Here is a 16,802-nt window from a genome sequence, read left to right as displayed (position 1 = left end):
GGTCACCAGGGTCCCTTTCGCGTTGTCCGGAGCAGTTCGCGTTGTCCGGAGCAGTGGGTGCCGGAGCCGTGGGTGTCAGCCGGAGATCGGCGGGCGGTAGGTGGTGTCGGGGCCCTGCGGTCCGCGCGGACCCGCCTCCGGGTCGACCACCTCGCCCTGGACGACCTTGCCGTCCGGGCGGTGGATGCGCATCTGCTCCTGCAGCCGCATCGCGTCCGCGAACGCGTCGGCGCCCACGGCGGAGGTGCTGCGCATCGCCTTGTCCGCGATCCGGCGGCCGGCCACCCGCCACAGCGCCCGGGTCGGCGGGAACAGCAGGGTCAGGGCGACCAGGTCGGACAGGAAGCCCGGCACGATCAGCAGCAGCCCGGCCCCCACGGTCATGCTGGTGCCGGTCTGCGGCTGCTCGGACTGCGGGTTCTTGCTCTGCTCGATCGCCGCCGACAGGGCCTTGAGCCCGGCCCGCTTGATCAGCGAGCCGCCGATCACCGCGCCGGCGATGAGCAGCAGCAGGACGGTGAGGCCGCCGAGCCAGGAGGCGACCTGCACCAGCAGCCAGATCTCCAGCACCAGCCAGGCGGTGAACAGCAGCGGCAGCACCCGGCGCAGCCTGCTCCGCGGGGCCGGACGGGCGGGGGTAGCTTGCTGGGTCACGGTACGGATCCACTCCAAGCGGTGCTCTGCGCGCCGCACGGGAGGTCCGGGCCGGCTACGGCACCACCTGGTCCAACGATTCCGCGGCGGCCGGTGTTCCGTGGAGCGTTCCGTCCACGGCCTTCCGGCGGCGGCCGACCAGCAGGGCGGCGGCGCAGGCCAGCAGGCCGCCGACGGCCAGCGTCCACTCCGGGACGGAGCCGACCTCGTCGGCGACCGTGGTGCCGTCACGCAGCGGGACGGTGGCGGACAGCTCGGCCGGGGTCAGCTCCCGGGTGCGCTGCTCGACGGTGCCGTCCGGGGCGATCACGGCACTGATGCCGCTGGTGGCCGCGATCAGCACGGCCCGGCCGTGCTCGACCGCGCGCAGCCGGCTCATCGCCAGCTGCTGCTCGGGCTGGCCGGTCTCGGCGTAGGTCGCGTTGTTGGTCTGGACGACCAGGACCCGGGCGCCGCTGTCCACGGTGTCCCGGACGATCTCGTCGTAGGCCACCTCGAAGCAGATCACGTCGCCGATCCGCGCCGGGCCGAGCTGCATCACGCCGTTGTGGTCGCCGGGGTAGAAGTCGCGGGCGACCCGCTGGAGGCGGGTGATCACCTTCATCAGCTGGGCCCGGAACGGCACGTACTCGCCGAACGGGACGGGGTGCTGCTTGGTGTAGGAGGCGCCGGGGCCAGTAACCGGGTCCCAGACGATCCCCTCGTTCTGGACGTGCTGCGCGTCCGGGCCGTCCACCAGGGTGCCGACCAGGGTGGGCACGCCGACGGCCTTGACCGCCTCGTCGATGCGCTGGCGGGCCAGCGGGTCGCTGAACGGGTCCAGGTCGGAGGAGTTCTCCGGCCAGATCACCACGTCGGGGCGCGGGACCTTGCCGGCCTGCACGTCGGCGGCGAGGCGCTCGGTGGCCGAGGCGTGGTTGTTGAGCACCATCATCGGGCGGCCGAGGAAGTCCATGCCCGGGTTGGGCACGTTGCCCTGGACGATGGCCACCTTCACGGTGTCGGCCGCGGCGGTGGGCACCGGGACGAGGTAGCCGGCCAGCAGCGCGGCCACCGCGCCGAGCGCCGCCAGTGCGGCCGCCTTCGGGGCCCGGCCCGGCCCGCGCAGGCGCAGCGCGGCCCAGGCGAGCAGGGTGCCGGACAGGGCGACGGCGAAGGTCACCAGCGGAGCGCCGCCGAGGGCGGCCAGCGGGGTGTACGGCGTCGCGGTGTTGGCGAAGGCCAGTCGGCCCCAGGGGAAGCCGCCCAGCGGCAGCCGGTCACGCGCCCACTCCTGGGTGACCCACAGGGCGGCCGCCCAGAACGCCCAGCCGGGCAGCCGGGAGGTGAGCGCCAGCGCCCCGCCGAGCAGGGCCAGGAACAGCGCCTCGATCACCGACAGGCCGACGGTCGCATCCCAGCCGACCACCCGCAGCCAGCTGAGCAGCATCAGGAAGAACGGGAAGCCGAAGGCGAAGCCCGTCCAGGCGCCCTGGCGGAAGGTGCGGCCGCGGGTGAGCAGCGACAGCGCGGCGACGCCCAGCAGCGACAGCGGCCAGAGGTCGTACGGCGGGAAGGCGAAGGCGAGCAGCAGGCCGGACAGCGCGGCGAGGCCGGTGCGCGGCAGGCCGGCCCGGACCTTGGCGAGGGCGCGGGCGAGGCGGCCGGGGGTCGGGGCCGGTTCCGGCTGCTCGGGAGCGGTCCCGGACCGCTCCTGGGTGACGGGCATGGCCACCGGCGCACCATCTTCCTGGGGCTTGCTGTTCGGACGCTGTGCGAAGAAGGTACCCCGGAACGTCGCGGGCGCGTGAGGTCAGGGTGCTGGGCCGGTTCGGGGGGTGGGGTCAGCGCTCCGCGTAGTGGAAGCGCCCCAGCGGCCAGTGGTCGGTGAGCCAGGCGGAGACGGCGCGGTACAGCGGGGCGTCCAGCTCGGCGCGGTCGGCGCGGACCCAGGAGCTGACCGAGACCACGGAGGCGTCCTCGCGGTCCGGGTAGATGTACACGCAGCCGATCACCTCGCCCCGGTCCGGCTCCAGGACGGTGTAGGTGAAGCCCCGGCGGGCCTCGAAGTCGGCGGCGTGCCGGCGCAGGTCGGCGAGGTTGTCCGCCAGGGGCATGCCGTCGGCGGGCGGCCAGCCGCGGCCGGCCCAGCCGGGGGTGGCGCGGATGTGCGAGGTGCGCGGGCGGGCCCGGCGAGGAGCGTCGGGTCAGCGCGCGGTGTTGGGGTGCGTGCATCGCAAGGCGGAGGAGGGAGTCCATGCGGAGCATCGGCGACCGACGACAACGCGGCGAGGTGCGTGCCCCGGCACCGCGCGCCCGACGGTCCTCGCCGGGCCCGCCCATGTCCAGGCGGCGTGGTCGGAGGCGTTGTGCTGCTCGCCCAGGGGTTCCAGGCGGAACTCCGGGGCGAGCAGCTCGCGCGGGACGGTGAAGTCGGCGGGGACGATCTCGGTCATGGTCGGCACCTTACGAGGGCGACCGCCCGCCGATCACCTGAATTACCGCTCGTACACGGTGTTACCGCTCGTACACGGTGCGGCCGCGGACCACCGTGCGCAGGCAGAGCGGGAGTTCGTGGCCCGGGGTGAGGTCGGGCAGGCCGGGGGTGCCGGAGCGCGGGTCGGTGGACCAGCCCGCCACCCGGGAGTCCGGGGCCTGGACGACCAGCTCGTCGGCGGCCCAGAGCGCGTAGTTGGCGACCGCGCCGGGCACCAGCACGCCGTCGTGGTCGCGGCCGATCGCGCGCCAGCCGCCGCGGGTGTGGGCGGTGAAGGCGGCGCGGACCGAGATCCGGTGCTCCAGGGTCCGGTGGAAGGCCGCGGCGCGGACGGTGCCCCAGGGGTCGAGCGGGGTGACCGGGGCGTCCGAGCCGAAGGCCAGCGGGACGCCGGCCCTCAGCAGGGCCGCGTACGGGTTGAGGCCGGCCGCCCGCTCGGCGCCCAGGCGCTGCGCGTACATGCCCTCCGGGCCGCCCCAGGCGGCGTCGAAGGCGGGCTGGACGGAGGCGGTGAGGCCGAGTTCGCCGAAGGCCGCGATCGCCTTGTCGTCCAGGGCCTCGGCGTGCTCGACGCGGTGGCGCAGCGCCTTGACCCGGTCGGCGCCGACCCGCTCCCCGGCCGTGCGCACGCCCTCGATCACGGCGGCGAGCGCCGCGTCGCCGATCGCGTGGAAACCGGCCTGCAGTCCGGCCCCGGTGCAGGCGGCGACGTGGTCGGCGACCTGCTCGGCGGTCAGGTAGGCGGTGCCGGTGTGCTCGGCGTCGGCGTACCGGGCGTGCAGGCAGGCGGTGTGCGAGCCGAGCGCGCCGTCCACGAAGAGGTCTCCGCCGGCGCCCACCGCGCCGAGCCGGCGGGCGGTCTCGATGCCGCCCAGCTCGCCCCAGTAGCCGAAGACCTCGGGGCCCTCGCCCTCGGCGGCCAGCTCCAGCAGTGCGGCGAGGTCGGCCTCGGAGGAGATCTCCGGGCCGGCGCACTCGTGCAGGGCGCCGATGCCGAGCTCGGCGGCGCGGGCCAGGGTGGCGCGCTGGGCGCGGCGGCGCTGCTCGGGGGTGAGGTGCGCCAGCGCGGTCCGACGGACGGCGTGGTGGGCGTCCTTGGTGAGCGGGCCGTCGGCGTGGTGGCCGGGGCGCTCGGCGAGGTCCTCGGTGAGGGTGCGCAGCGCGGTGGTGGCGAGCGCGGAGTGGACGTCGGTGCGGGAGAGGTAGAGCGCCGCACCGCGGGCGGCCGCGTCGAGTTCGGCGCGCGTGGGCGGGCGGCCCTCGGGCCAGCCGGTCTCGTCCCAGCCGTGGCCGATCAGCACCCCGCCGGTCTCCGGCTGCGCCTCGACGAAGGCGGTGACGGCGGCCAGCGCGGCGGGCAGCGAGGGGCTGCCGGTGAGGTCGAGGCCGGTGAGCGCCAGTCCGGTGGCGGTGGCGTGCACATGGGCGTCGACGAAGGCGGGGGTGACCAGGGCGCCGTCCAGCTCGACGATCTCGTCGGCGGTCGCGGCGTACGCCTCGGCGGCGCCGTCGCTGCCGACCCAGGCGATGTGCCCGCCCTCCACGAGCATCGCGGTGGCGAAGGGGTCGGCGGGGCTGTAGACGGCGCCGCCACGCAGCAGGACGGTCCGGGAGGTGCGTTCGGTCATGCGCCCAAGTCTGCACCCCGCCGGTTCGCGCTCAGATCTTCGGGGGTCGTGCCTCGTAGGGGGTGGAGAGCACCACCGTGGTGCGGGTGGACACTCCGGCGGCGCTGCGGATCCGCGCCAGCAGGTCCTCCAGGTCGCCCGGGGCGCCGACCCGGACCTTGAGGATGTAGTTCTCGTCGCCGGCGACGCTGTGGCAGGCCTCGATCTCGGGCAGGCCGGCCAGTCTCTCCGGGGTGTCGTCCGGGGCGCTGGGGTCGAAGGGCTTGACCGAGATGAACGCGGTCAGCGCCAGGTCGACGGCGTCGGGGTCGACGATCGCGGTGTAGCCGCGGATCACCCCGCGCTGTTCGAGGCGGCGCACCCGCTGGTGCACCGCCGAGGTGGACAGGCCAGTGGCCTTGCCCAGGTCCGTGTAGCTCATCCGGCCGTCCTCTAGGAGCAGCTGGACGATGCGTTGGTCGAGATCCTCCACGGTGCGCAAACCTACCCGGTCGGGGAGCACGGGGGGCGCACGGTGGTTGCACGGGGTCGGACCGCAGGTGTCGTACGGGCATGTGCCTGGTGAATGTGGCGGGCGGTGTGGCCAAGGACACACCCGGTGCATCACGGTGCGCAAGTCCGCAGGGTTATGAGCCCGAGTCGCAGGGAAGTGCTGGTTGTGGCCCCAGAGCGACCACGCCGGGCCCGATCCTAGGGGGATCTCCATGCCTGCTACCGACCAGCGCGTGCTGGCTCTCGACGAGACCGACGATCTGACCGGCCGCGACGACCTCGCGGTCGACCACGCGCCGGGCACCGACCCCGGCGACGCCGAGACCTGGGACATCTTCCGGGTCCACTGCCCCGAGTGCCGCCGCCCGATCGCCCTGGTGGCGGACGAGGAGCAGCTGCCGCAGCACGCACTGCTGCCCACGGCCTGGAACCCCTTCGCCCCCGCGATCTGCCCCGGCTCGGGCACCCTGACCGACGACCTGGCCGAGGCGGAGACCCGGGAGGACGCCGAACCGACCGGGTTCGAGGCGCTGTGCAAGCTGCCGAGCGGACTCGACTGGCGCACCCAGCCGTTCTCGCACGCACCGGTGCACCGCCCGGTGCGCAGCGCGGGCGGCGGTGTCGCGGCCCCGGCCAAGGCCGGGCGGGCGGTCGCCTCGGCCGTCCCGCTCGCCACCATCCCGGAGCAGCGCCGGCGGCTCGCGCGGCGCTGATTCCCTGCGGCAGCAGGCGAGTTGACGCCTGATCAGCGAATTGCCCCCGGTCGTCACTCCGCACCCTGGAGTGACGACCGGGGGCCGTATCGGGGAGGCCTCGGCCCCGAGCCGGACTGCGGCACCGGGGCCGGGCTTCGGGCCCGCCTCGGCTCAGCCCTTGGTGAGGTGGCGGCCGATCACCAGGCGCTGGATCTGGTTGGTGCCCTCGACGATCTGCAGCACCTTGGCCTCGCGCATGTAGCGCTCGGCCGGGAAGTCCTGGGTGTAGCCGTAGCCGCCGAGCACCTGGACGGCGTCGGTGGTCACCCGCATCCCGGCGTCGGTGCAGAACAGCTTGGCCATCGCCGCCTCCTTGGAGAACGGCCGGCCCGCGTCCCGCAGCCGCGCGGCGGCGAGGTAGAGCGACCGCCCGGCCTCGATCTGGGTGGCCATGTCGGCGAGCATGAAGGACAGGCCCTGGAAGTCCGCGATCGGGCGGCCGAACTGGCGCCGGGTGCGGGCGTAGTCGACGGCGAGGTCGAGCGCGGCCTGGGCGACGCCGACGGCACAGGCGGCGATGCCGAGGCGGCCGGAGTCCAGCGCGGCGAGCGCGATCTGGAAGCCCTGGCCCTCCTCCCCGACCAGCCGCTCGCGGGGCACCCGGGCACCGTCGAAGTGCAGCTGGGCGGTCGGCGAGGAACGCATGCCCATCTTGTGCTCCGGCGGCGCGGCCGACAGGCCCTGCTGGGCGCCGGGCACGAGCAGGCAGCTGATGCCCTTGGGGCCGTCCACCCCGGTGCGCACCAGGGCGCTGTAGAAGTCGGCCTGGCCGCCGTGGGTGATCCACGCCTTGGTGCCGTTGACGACGTACTCGTCCCCGTCGAGGTCGGCGCGGGTGCGCAGGGCCGCCGCGTCGGAGCCGGACTGCGGCTCGGAGAGGCAGTAGGCGCCGAGCTGCTCGCCGGAGAGCATGCCGGGCAGCCACGTCTCGCGCTGCTCGTCGCTGCCGAAGGTGGCCAGCGCGTGGCAGGAGAGGGTGTGCACGCTGACACCGAGGCCCACCGCCAGCCAGCCCGCGGCGAGCTCCTCCAGGACCTGGAGGTACACCTCGTAGGGCTGCTCGCCGCCGCCGTACTTCTCGTCGTACGGGAGGGAGAGCAGGCCGGCCTCGCCGAGGGTGCGGAAGACCTCCCGGGGGAAGCGGTCCGCGGCCTCGTCCTCCGCCGCGCGCGGCTGGAGCTCGCGCTGGACCAGGTCCCGGGTGAGGCTCAGCAGCTCGCGGGCCTCCTCGCTGGGCAGCTGGCGCTCCACGGCTTTCACGGGGGAGGGGGTCATGGCGAGGGTCGCCTCCTCGATCGGGCGCCGGCCCGGGGTGGCGGGTGGTCCGGCGCGGGTGTGGCAGGTCGGCCCGACCGGCACCGGGTTGCGGTGAACGGCCGTTCACAGGCGTGGCGAAGGCGAGTATGCCCGAAACCCGCGCTGCCGTCACGACCTGCACAGATGATCTGTCCGCAGTGGTGGGCTACGGCACCGTAGGGTTGACGTTGTGGCTGCATCCGGAACCGCCCCCTCCTCCCGCCCGTCCGCTCCCGCCGACCCGCTGACCGGGCTGGTCCGGGAGCTGCGGGCGTTGCCGCCCTCCTGCGGGCCGGTGCGGTTGGTCGCGGTGGACGGGCACGCGGGCTCCGGCAAGACGACCTTCGCCGGGCGGCTGGCGGCGGCGCTCGGCGGCGCACCGGTGGTCCACCTCGACGACCTGGCCACCCACACCGAGCTCTTCGACTGGACCGGACGGCTGCGCGAGCAGGTGCTGGAGCCGCTGGCGGCCGGCCGGGACGCCGAGCACCGGGTGTACGACTGGACGCTGCGCCGCTTCGCCGGCACCGCCCGGGTGCCGCTCGCCCCGGTGGTGCTGGTGGAGGGGGTCGGCGCGGGGCGCCGCGAGGTGCGGCCGTGGCTGGCCCGGGTGATCTGGATGGAGCTGGAGGCCGCTGCGGCCCGTCGGCGCGGCGAGGAGCGGGACGGGCCGGAACTCGCCGCGTTCTGGGCGGGTTGGGCCCGCGCGGAGGCGGCGCACTTCGCCGCCGACCCGAGCCGTCCGCACGCCGCCACCAGGGTCGACGGGGTGACCGGGCGGATCGTGCCGAGCACCGTCGGTGAACCTTCAACTAAGCCCTTGACCTGCGACATCACCAGGACTTAGGTTCTCCTCAGTCGCCGGAACCCACCGTTCCGGCCGCTTCGGACCCGGCGCTCCCGACTTGTTCCCCCGTGAGCCGGGAGCGCCGTCCGGTCCCCTCCCCCAGCCCCCCCGGTCAGCGGTTTTTCGGCCATCCGGCCGCCCAACCACCGTGTGCGCGATCGCATTTGACCCTGTGCGGCACCCTTCCGGATCAGCCCCGCGCCGGTACGATTCCCGGTAGGCGCATATGCGCCCCGGGGGCTCGACGACCACCGGCCCGGCTGCGTACAGGCGATCCGCCGGCCGAGCCCCGGGCCACACCGCGGGGGGCGTGAGTGACGACGGTCGACAGTTCCGACAGCACGGCGGGCGGCCCGGACCGGCTCGCCGACCGGGCCTGGCTGCGGGCCATGGACGCCTACACGGCCGGCGCCTACGCCCGGGCCGAGGAGGAGTTCCGGGCGGCCGTCCGGCTGGACCCCGGCATGGCCGACGCCTGGCTCGGCCTGCACGCGCTGCGCAGCGACACCTCGGCCGCCCTGCTCGCCATGTACCGCAACCAGAACCGCTTCGGCGAGCAGCGGCGGCTGCACCGCCGCCCGCTCAGCTCCTGGTACTGGCTGGGGTGGTGGGTGCAGCCGGTGCTGGAGGACGCCCGCGACCTCGCGCTGGCGCACGCCTCGCACTGGCTGGACGGCCGCCACCTGGCCGAGCTGGACCGGGCGTTGGAGCAGTGCCCGGCCCCCAGCGAGGACCCGTCCGCGCAGTTCCTGTACGCCTGCCGGTCCTACCTGCTCAAGGACTGGGAGCAGTTGATCCGGGACACCGACCGGCTGCTGGACGACCCGCTGCTGGGCATCGAGGCCGGGCTCTTCGCCGGCATGGCCCGGGTGCGGCTGGACATGTGCGCCCAGGCGCAGGCCCCGCTGGCCGCCTCACTGGCCCGCTGCCGCTCCGAGCAGCCGCAGCGCAAGGAGCTGCGCTACTGGCTGGCCCGGGCCTACGAGGGGGCCGGGCGCAGCGCCGCGGCGCTGCCGCTCTACCGGGCGGTGCACCGGGCGGACCCGGCGTTCATGGACACCTCGGCCCGGCTGACGGCCATCTCGGCCGAGGACGCGCTCGCGGACGGGCTGCTCGCGGACGGGCGCTCGGGCGGGCTGGACGGCTTCGGCCCGGACGGCGTCGGGCTCGACGGGGCCGGGCTGGACGGCGTCGGGCTGGACGGGGCCGGCCTCGACGGGACCGGGCTGGACGGGACCGGCCTCGACGGTGTGGGCCCGGAGGGAGCCGGGGCGGGCGGTGGGACGGGCTACCAGGAGGACCCCGGCTACGCCGAAGGGCCGCTCTACGACGCCGAGTTCGGCACCGGCGCCGCCCCGGTCGGCGGCGGGCCCACGGTGGACGCGACCCTCCTGGACGGCCCGCTCACCGCGCCGGACCCGGACCTCGCCCCGGCGGACGGCGCACCCCAGGCGGCCGGCGAACGCTCGGGTTCGGGCGCCCCGGCCGGCCCCGCCGCACCGCCGCTGCCGGTGCGCGGCGAGGCCCAGCCCCGCACCGCCGCCGCCCCGCCGCCCCGGACCGCCGGCAACGAGCGGGAGTTGGACGCGGCCCTGGCCGAACTCTCGCTGATGGTCGGCCTGGAGCCGGTCAAGCGCCAAGTCAGGGCGCTCTCGGCCCAGTTGAGGATGTCGCGGCTGCGCGCCGAACAGGGGCTTCCGGTCCAGCCGCCGAAGCGGCACTTCGTCTTCTCCGGCCCGTCCGGCACCGGCAAGACCACCGTGGCACGGATCCTCGGCCGGGTCTTCCACGCCCTCGGACTGCTCTCCGGCGACCACCTGGTGGAGGCCCAACGAGCTGACCTGGTGGGCGAGTTCCTCGGCCAGACCGCCGTCAAGGCGAACGAGCTGATCGACTCCGCGCTGGACGGCGTGCTGTTCATCGACGAGGCGTACAGCCTCTCCAACTCCGGCTACACCAAGGGCGACGCCTACGGCGACGAGGCGCTCCAGGTGCTGCTCAAGCGGGCCGAGGACAACCGGGACCGGCTGGTGGTGATCCTGGCCGGCTACCCGGAGGGGATGAACCGGCTGCTCGCCACCAACCCCGGCCTCAACTCCCGCTTCACCACCCGGGTCGACTTCCCCAGCTACCGGCCGAACGAGCTGACCGCGATCGGCGCGGCACTGGCCGGCCGGGACGGCGACGGCTGGGACGAGGACGCGGCCGAGGAGCTGGCCAGCATCTGCACCCACGTGGTGCGCGAGGGCTGGATCGACGAGCTGGGCAACGGCCGGTTCATCCGCACCCTGTACGAGAAGTCCTGCGCCTACCGGGACCTGCGGCTCTCGCTGCTGCGCGTGGCGCCGGGCCGGGAGGACCTGGCGACGCTGCGGCTGCCGGACCTGGTGCAGGCGTACGGGGAGCTGATCGACGGCCGGGGCTGACGACCGGCTCCCCCACCGGGCCTCAGCCCCTGAGCAGCTCCGCCTCGCGCGCCGGGTCGAGCCCGACGCTCGGCCGGTCGGCCCGCTGCGGGGCCTCGCCGCCGATCGACCGCAGCCAGGCCCAGGTGTCCTCGACCGTCTCGGCGACCGGGCGGCAGCGCAGCCCGGCGTCGACGGCGCGGGCGACCGAGGCGCCGTGCAGGAAGTCGTAGAGCTCACCGGGCGCCAGCCACACCGGCAGCTCCGTCCAGGGCTGCACACCGGCCGCCAGGATCCGCTCCGGGTCGGTCCAGCGCAGCTCGGCGTCCGAGCCGGTGGCCCCGACGCAGGCCTCCAGCAGCCCGCCCATGGTGGTGTGGCCGGCCGGGCTGACCACGTTGTACGGTCCGCCCAGCCGGGCCGCCGCCGCGTCCAGGGTCCAGGCGGCGAGGTCGCGGCCGTCGATGTACTGCAGCGGCAGCTCGCGCGGGCCGGGAGCGAGCACCGGGCCGCCGCGGGCGATCCGGTTCAGCCACCAGGGCAGCCGGCCGATGTCCTCGTACGGGCCGAGGATCAGTCCGGCGCGGACCAGCAGGGCGCGCCCGCCGTACTCCGCCTCCAGGGCCAGTTCGGCGCCGCGCTTGGCCTCCGCGTAGCCCACCTCGCCGGTGAGGTCCGGCGCGGAGTCGACCACCGGTGCGCTCTCGTCGGCCCCGGCGCGCAGCGGGTGGTCGTACACCGAGCGGCTGGAGACGTACGCGTAGTGGCCGACCCGGCCGTTCAGCCTCCGGGCGCTGTCGCGCACCGCCGCCGGGGCCCAGGACCAGGTGTCCACCACCGCGTCCCACTCCCCCGTGCCGAGCGCGGCAAGGCCGTCCTCGGCGGTGCGGTCGCCCCGCAGCACCCGGACGCCCTCGGGCGCGGGCTGCGTGCCGCGGTTGAGGGCCGTCACCTCCCATCCCCTGGCCAGCGCCTCCTCGGCGACGGCCCGTCCGACGAACTTCGTTCCACCCAGCAGCAGGAGTCTCATGCCGACCACCCTCCTCCGAGGGTGGCCGACCTGGGAACCGTTGCCTGCTGTGAGCAGATTCGCCCTCGGCGGACAGGCCGGTCACGGACACGCCGTCGGCGGACGGGGCGTCGTCAGACGGGCGTCGGCGGACGGGGGCCTTCGGAGCGCTTCCCGTGGCCAGGCCCTGTCCGGCCTAGGCGGTCGTCCGGTGGTCCGGGTCGTGCATCTCGCCGACCAGTTCCTCCAGGACGTCCTCCAGCATCACCACGCCGACCGTGCGGCCGTCCTGGTCCAGCACGGCGGCCAGGTGGCAGGTGGCCCGGCGCATCGCGCCGAGGGCGTCGTCCAGCGGGAGGCTGCCGCGCAGCACCGTGATCGGCCGCCACAGCCGGGCCGGGACGGGCGCCGACGGGTCGTCCACGTCGAGGATGTCCTTGAGGTGGAGGTAGCCGAGGTAGCCGTGGCCGGCCGGGTCCCCGTCGGTGACCGGGAAGCGCGAGAAGCCGGTGCGCAGGGCGAGCTCCTCGACCTCGGCGGCGGTCGCCTTCGGGTCCACGGTGACCAGCTGCTCGGGCCGCAGCAGGACGTCGGTGACCGGGCGGCGGCCCAGCTCCAGGGCATCCTCCAGGCGTTCCTGGCGGTCCTCGTCGAGCAGGCCGGCGTCCCGGGAGTCGACCAGCAGGTACATCAGCTGCTCGGTGGTGAACACCGACTCGACCTCGTCCTTGGCCTCCACCCGGAACAGCCGCAGCACGCCGTTGGCGCAGGCGTTGAGCGCCCGGATCACCGGGGCGAGCCAGCGGGCCAGCCGGTCCAGCGGCGGGCCGAGCAGCAGCGCGGCCCGCTCCGGGCCGGCCATCGCCATGTTCTTCGGCACCATCTCGCCCAGCACCATGTGCAGGAAGACCACGACGGCCAGCGAGATCCCGTACGAGAGCGGGTGCATCAGGCCGGACGGGACGCCGATCGCGTGGAACGGGCCCTCCAGCAGGGAGGCGATGGTCGGCTCGGCGAGCGCACCGAGGCCCAGCGAGCAGACGGTGATGCCGAGTTGGGCGGCGGCCAGCATCGCGGAAACGTTGGACAGCGCGTGCAGCACCGTCCGGGCGCGCTTGTGCCCGGCCTCGGCGAGCGGCTCGATCTGGCTGCGGCGCACCGAGACGACGGCGAACTCCGCGCCGACGAAGAACGCGTTGCCGAGCAGGAGCACGACGGCGACGGCGAGTTGGAGCACGGTCATCGGACGCCCTCCCCGTTCTCGCCGAACCGGCCGGGCGCGCTGGTGCGCTCCACCCGGACCTGGCTGGTGCGGTGCCGGTCGACGCCGGTCACGGTGAGCCGCCAGCCGGGCAGTTCGGCCTGCTCACCCACCACGGGGAGCTTGCCGAGCAGGTCGGAGACCAGGCCGGCCAGGGTCTCGTACGGACCGTCCGGGGCGTTCAGGCCGATCGCCTCCAGCTGGTCGAGCCGGGCGCGGCCGTCCGCCTCCCAGACGGGCAGGCCGTCGACGGCCGGCAGCTGGAGCAGGTCGGGGTGGTCCTCCGGGTCGTGCTCGTCCTGCACCTCGCCGACGATCTCCTCGACGATGTCCTCGACGGTGACGACCCCGGCGGTGCCGCCGTACTCGTCGACCACGATGGCCATCGGCTGGAGGCGGCGCAGCTGGTCCAGCAGCCGCTCGGCGGGCAGGGTCTCGGGCACCAGCAGCGGCGGCGAGGCCAGCTCGGCGACCCGGACCAGGCCGCGGCGGGCGGCCGGGACGGCGAGGGCGTCCTTGAGCGTCACGATGCCGGTGATCTCGTCCACGGTGTCGGTGTAGACGGGGAAGCGGGACAGGCCGGTGGCCCGGGTCAGGTTGATGACGTCGGAGGCGGTGGCGTCGCGCTGGAGGGCGGCGACGTCGATCCGCGGGGTCATCACGGACTCGGCGGTGAGCTCGCCGAGGCCGAGGGTGCGGACGAACAGGGTCGCCGACTCCTCGTCTATCGCGCCGGCCTTGGCCGAGTGCCGGGCCAGCGAGACCAGCTCGGCCGGGGTGCGGGCGTGCTCCAGCTCCTCCTGCGGCTCGATGCCGAAGGCCCGGACGGTGCGGTCCGCGGCGCCGTTCAGGAAGCTGATCAGCGGGCGGCAGGCGAAGGAGAAGGCCATGTGCGGGGCGGCGACCGCGCGGGCCACCTGGAGCGGGCGGGAGATCGCCCAGTTCTTGGGGACCAGCTCGCCGATCACCATCTGCACGACGGTCGCCAGCACCATGCCGACCACCACGGCGACACCGCGGGCGGCCGAGTCCGGCACCCCGATGCCCGACATCACGGGCGAGAGCAGGGTCGACAGGGCCGGCTCGGCGAGCATGCCGACCACCAGCGAGGTGACGGTGATGCCCAGCTGGGCGCCGGAGAGTTCGAAGGACAGGTGCCGCAGGGCCCGGGAGACCCGGCGGGACTTGACGTCGCCGGCTGCGGCGGACCGTTCCACCGCGCCGCGGTCGGCGGTCACGAAGGCGAACTCGGCGGCCACGAAGAGGCCGTTGGCGAGGATCAGGAGCAGGGCCGCGAGCAACAGCAGCCAGGCGGTGATCACAGTGCCGCCTGCCTTCCGGAGGTCGGAAGCGAGGCGGCGCAGGTACTACCGGACGGATCGTCCATCGAGGGGGAGTGTCACTCCTCTGGTCGGTGCGGTACAGGTCGTGCCGGGGGCAGGATTGAAGTTTTGCCCCACTTTTACCAGCGTAGACCATATCGGCGCGACGGTAGGAAGCGTGTTCGGACCCGCCGGGACCCCGGGCCGGGGTTCGGGGGTCCGGGGATCCGGGGGTGCGGAGGTCCGGGGGTGCGGAGGTCCGGGGTCAGGCCCGGGCGTGCTGCTCGACCAGGTCGCGCAGCGCACGGGCGTCCGCGATCGCCCGGTCCTTGCCGACACCGGACTGGATGCCGACCGCGGCCAGCGAGGTGCCGTCGGCGAGGTCGAGGGTGGCCCACGGATCGCCCTGGCGGAAGTTGACCCGGACGATCTCCGGCCAGGACAGGCGGCGGCTGCGGACGAAGTTGACCACCGTCACGCCCTCGGCGTCGGCGCTCACCCGGGGGCGGGCCAGCATCAGGCCGACGGCGGCGAACAGCACGCCGCTGGCGACCATCATGATCCGGTCGTTGAGCTGCCAGTTCGCCGGGAGCAGCACGGCCAGCACCACGAACAGGGCCACGAGCACGGCGCAGACCGGCAGCAGCACCGCGCGGGTGCGCCGGGGCGCCCAGGTGACGGGGAACTCGACGGGCGGCGTGGACACGTGGGGTCTCCGGTGGCTCTGGATCGTGGCGGTCGTGACGGTCGTGGCGGTGGGGACCGTCGTGACCGTCGTGGCGGTGCGGACCGCCGGGACGGCGAAGGGGCGGGGACGCCGACCGGCGTCCCCGCCCCTATTGAACCGTTCTTTACTCTCTGCCGTGCGAGCAGGTCAGAGGCGGCAGGCGTGGATGTTGGTGACCAGGATCGCCCGGGCGCCGATGCCCCACAGGTCGTCCATGATCTGCTGGGCCTCCTTGCGGAGCACCATCGACCGGACGGCCACCCAGCCCTCGGTGTGCAGCGGGGAGACGGTCGGCGACTCCAGACCGGGGGTGAGCGCCACGGCGGCGCCGACCTTCTCGGCCCGGATGTCGTAGTCCATCAGGACGTAGCGGCGGGCCACCAGCACGCCCTGGAGACGGCGCAGGAACTGCTCCACCCGGGCGTCCTCGCCCGCGCCCTTGGGGCGGATCACCACGGAGTCCGAGATCAGGATCGGCTCGCCGAAGACCTCCAGGCCCGCGTTGCGCAGGCTGGTCCCGGTCTCCACCACGTCGGCGATCACGTCGGCGACGCCCAGCTGCACGGCGGTCTCGACCGCGCCGTCCAGCTTGGTGACCGTCGCCGTCACGCCGTGGTCCGCCAGGTGCTGCTCGACCAGGCCGGTGTAGGAGGTCGCGATCCGCAGGCCCTCCAGGCCCTGCACGTCCTTGACGTCCACGCCCTCGGGGCGGGCGAAGCGGAAGGTCGACCCGGCGAAGCCGAGGGCGAGCACCTCCTCCGCGTTGGAGTGCGAGTCCAGCAGCAGGTCGCGGCCGGTGATGCCGACGTCGAGGCGGCCGGAGCCGACGTACACGGCGATGTCGCGCGGGCGGAGGAAGAAGAACTCGACCTCGTTGGCCGGGTCGACGAGGACGAGCTCCTTCGGGTCCTTCCGCTGGCGGTAGCCGGCCTCATGGAGCATCTCCGCCGCGGGACCCGAGAGCGAACCCTTGTTGGGGACGGCGATGCGCAGCATGGGAAGTCGGTTCCTTACCTGTTCGGGGAGGGGTGCTGTCGGGAGCGGTTCAGAGGTACTTGTACACGTCGTCGAGCGTCAGCCCGCGGGCGATCATCATCACCTGAAGGTGGTAGAGGAGCTGCGAGATCTCCTCCGCCGTCTGCTCGTCCGACTGGAACTCGGCGGCCATCCAGACCTCGGCGGCCTCCTCGACGACCTTCTTGCCGATCGCATGGACGCCCTGCTGGACGAGCTGCGCGGTACGGGAGGACGAGGGGTCGCCGGTGGCGGCCTTCTGCTGGAGCTCGGAGAAGAGCTCCTCGAATGTCTTCGAAGCCATGATGGGACTCACCATACGGCGTGCGGGGTGGCGGACGGTAAACGGTCCCGGAGCGTGGACAGTCCTGTGGACGTCCACGCTCCGGGACCGGACGGCCTGCCGTCAGCGGGCGTCGCGCAGGGCGACGGCGGTGGCGACGGCGGCGGTGACGGCCTCGTGGCCCTTGTCCTCGGCGGAGCCCGGCAGACCGGCCCGGTCCAGCGCCTGCTCCTCGTTGTCGCAGGTCAGCACGCCGAAGCCGACCGGGACGCCGGTGTCCACGGTGACCTGGGTCAGGCCGAGGGTGGCCGCCTGGCAGACGTAGTCGAAGTGCGGGGTGCCGCCGCGGATCACCACGCCGAGGGCGATCACGGCGTCGTAGCCGCGGTCGGCGAGGCGCTTGGCGGCGACCGGCAGCTCGAAGGTGCCCGGGACGCGCAGCACGGTCGGCTCGGCGACGCCCAGCTCCTTGAGCGCCCGGTGGGCGCCGTCCAGCAGGCCGTTCATCACCTTGTCGTGCCACTGGGCGGCGATGACCGCGACCTTGAGGTCGGCAGCGCCGTCGATGGTCAGCTCGGGGGCTCCGTGGCCGCTCATGTCGTCCTACTTCCTGTGGTCGGTGGGTGGTTCAGT

At 74.3% G+C, this 16,802-nt stretch carries 17 protein-coding genes; 3 read left to right on the top strand and 14 right to left on the bottom strand.

What is annotated here, in order from left to right:
• Positions 1–75: 75 nt before the first annotated feature.
• The 6 genes from fxsA to ACFV8H_RS19645 all read right to left on the bottom strand — a co-directional run bounded on the left by fxsA (position 76) and on the right by ACFV8H_RS19645 (position 5,230).
• Positions 76–654: an FxsA family membrane protein gene (gene fxsA / locus ACFV8H_RS19670; RefSeq protein WP_380401372.1), complete on the bottom strand. Its 579-nt coding sequence runs from the start codon at positions 652–654 to the stop codon at positions 76–78.
• Positions 655–709: 55 nt separating this feature from the next.
• Positions 710–2,362 carry an apolipoprotein N-acyltransferase gene (gene lnt, locus ACFV8H_RS19665; RefSeq protein WP_380401370.1) on the bottom strand — a complete coding sequence of 551 codons (1,653 nt, stop codon included), beginning with the start codon at positions 2,360–2,362 and terminating at the stop codon, positions 710–712.
• Positions 2,363–2,477: 115 nt separating this feature from the next.
• Positions 2,478–2,750, bottom strand: coding sequence for a hypothetical protein (locus tag ACFV8H_RS19660; RefSeq protein WP_380401367.1), 273 nt, complete (start codon positions 2,748–2,750; stop codon positions 2,478–2,480).
• A gap of 90 nt (positions 2,751–2,840) precedes the next feature.
• The gene (locus ACFV8H_RS19655; RefSeq protein ID WP_380401365.1) at positions 2,841–3,089 is read right to left on the bottom strand and encodes a hypothetical protein; all 249 of its coding nucleotides are present in this window, start codon (positions 3,087–3,089) and stop codon (positions 2,841–2,843) included.
• Positions 3,090–3,150: 61 nt separating this feature from the next.
• On the bottom strand, positions 3,151–4,758 hold the full coding sequence (locus tag ACFV8H_RS19650) for an amidohydrolase (protein WP_380401362.1): 1,608 nt from the start codon (positions 4,756–4,758) through the stop codon (positions 3,151–3,153).
• A 31-nt stretch (positions 4,759–4,789) separates the two neighbouring features.
• Positions 4,790–5,230: an Lrp/AsnC family transcriptional regulator gene (locus ACFV8H_RS19645; RefSeq protein ID WP_218200145.1), complete on the bottom strand. Its 441-nt coding sequence runs from the start codon at positions 5,228–5,230 to the stop codon at positions 4,790–4,792.
• A 232-nt stretch (positions 5,231–5,462) separates the two neighbouring features.
• Here ACFV8H_RS19645 and ACFV8H_RS19640 point away from each other — a divergent pair, with 232 nt between their 5' ends.
• Positions 5,463–5,963: a hypothetical protein gene (locus ACFV8H_RS19640; RefSeq protein WP_380401359.1), complete on the top strand. Its 501-nt coding sequence runs from the start codon at positions 5,463–5,465 to the stop codon at positions 5,961–5,963.
• A gap of 153 nt (positions 5,964–6,116) precedes the next feature.
• On the opposite strand, the gene ACFV8H_RS19635 is transcribed toward ACFV8H_RS19640, so the two are convergent.
• Complete coding sequence (locus ACFV8H_RS19635; protein ID WP_380401356.1) at positions 6,117–7,280, bottom strand: acyl-CoA dehydrogenase family protein; 1,164 nt, start codon at positions 7,278–7,280, stop codon at positions 6,117–6,119.
• Positions 7,281–7,491: 211 nt separating this feature from the next.
• Between ACFV8H_RS19635 and ACFV8H_RS19630 the strand changes: the two genes are divergently transcribed.
• Positions 7,492–8,148 carry a uridine kinase gene (locus tag ACFV8H_RS19630; RefSeq protein ID WP_380401353.1) on the top strand — a complete coding sequence of 219 codons (657 nt, stop codon included), beginning with the start codon at positions 7,492–7,494 and terminating at the stop codon, positions 8,146–8,148.
• A 389-nt stretch (positions 8,149–8,537) separates the two neighbouring features.
• A complete protein-coding gene (locus ACFV8H_RS19625) occupies positions 8,538–10,574 on the top strand; it encodes an AAA family ATPase (protein ID WP_380401411.1) in 2,037 nt (678 codons plus the stop codon).
• A gap of 22 nt (positions 10,575–10,596) precedes the next feature.
• On the opposite strand, the gene ACFV8H_RS19620 is transcribed toward ACFV8H_RS19625, so the two are convergent.
• The 7 genes from ACFV8H_RS19620 to ribH form a co-directional block, all read right to left on the bottom strand.
• On the bottom strand, positions 10,597–11,583 hold the full coding sequence (locus ACFV8H_RS19620; RefSeq protein WP_380401350.1) for an NAD-dependent epimerase/dehydratase family protein: 987 nt from the start codon (positions 11,581–11,583) through the stop codon (positions 10,597–10,599).
• A gap of 175 nt (positions 11,584–11,758) precedes the next feature.
• Complete coding sequence (locus ACFV8H_RS19615; protein ID WP_380401347.1) at positions 11,759–12,805, bottom strand: hemolysin family protein; 1,047 nt, start codon at positions 12,803–12,805, stop codon at positions 11,759–11,761.
• Positions 12,802–14,145, bottom strand: coding sequence for a hemolysin family protein (locus tag ACFV8H_RS19610; RefSeq protein ID WP_380401344.1), 1,344 nt, complete (start codon positions 14,143–14,145; stop codon positions 12,802–12,804). Before ACFV8H_RS19610 ends, ACFV8H_RS19615 begins: the two co-directional genes overlap by 4 nt.
• Positions 14,146–14,410: 265 nt before the next feature.
• Positions 14,411–14,851, bottom strand: coding sequence for a PH domain-containing protein (locus ACFV8H_RS19605; protein ID WP_380401341.1), 441 nt, complete (start codon positions 14,849–14,851; stop codon positions 14,411–14,413).
• 168 nt (positions 14,852–15,019) lie between these two features.
• Positions 15,020–15,868, bottom strand: a complete 849-nt coding sequence (gene hisG, locus ACFV8H_RS19600; protein WP_375883914.1) for an ATP phosphoribosyltransferase — start codon at positions 15,866–15,868, stop codon at positions 15,020–15,022.
• Positions 15,869–15,917: 49 nt separating this feature from the next.
• Positions 15,918–16,190: a phosphoribosyl-ATP diphosphatase gene (locus ACFV8H_RS19595; RefSeq protein ID WP_363567577.1), complete on the bottom strand. Its 273-nt coding sequence runs from the start codon at positions 16,188–16,190 to the stop codon at positions 15,918–15,920.
• A 102-nt stretch (positions 16,191–16,292) separates the two neighbouring features.
• Positions 16,293–16,766: a 6,7-dimethyl-8-ribityllumazine synthase gene (ribH, locus tag ACFV8H_RS19590; RefSeq protein ID WP_380401337.1), complete on the bottom strand. Its 474-nt coding sequence runs from the start codon at positions 16,764–16,766 to the stop codon at positions 16,293–16,295.
• Between the last annotated feature and the right edge of the window lie 36 nt (positions 16,767–16,802).

The sequence above is a fragment of the Kitasatospora sp. NPDC059827 genome, from assembly GCF_042731675.1.
Taxonomy (GTDB): Bacteria; Actinomycetota; Actinomycetes; order Streptomycetales; family Streptomycetaceae; genus Kitasatospora.
This window is presented reverse-complemented; position numbering and strand designations above follow the sequence as displayed.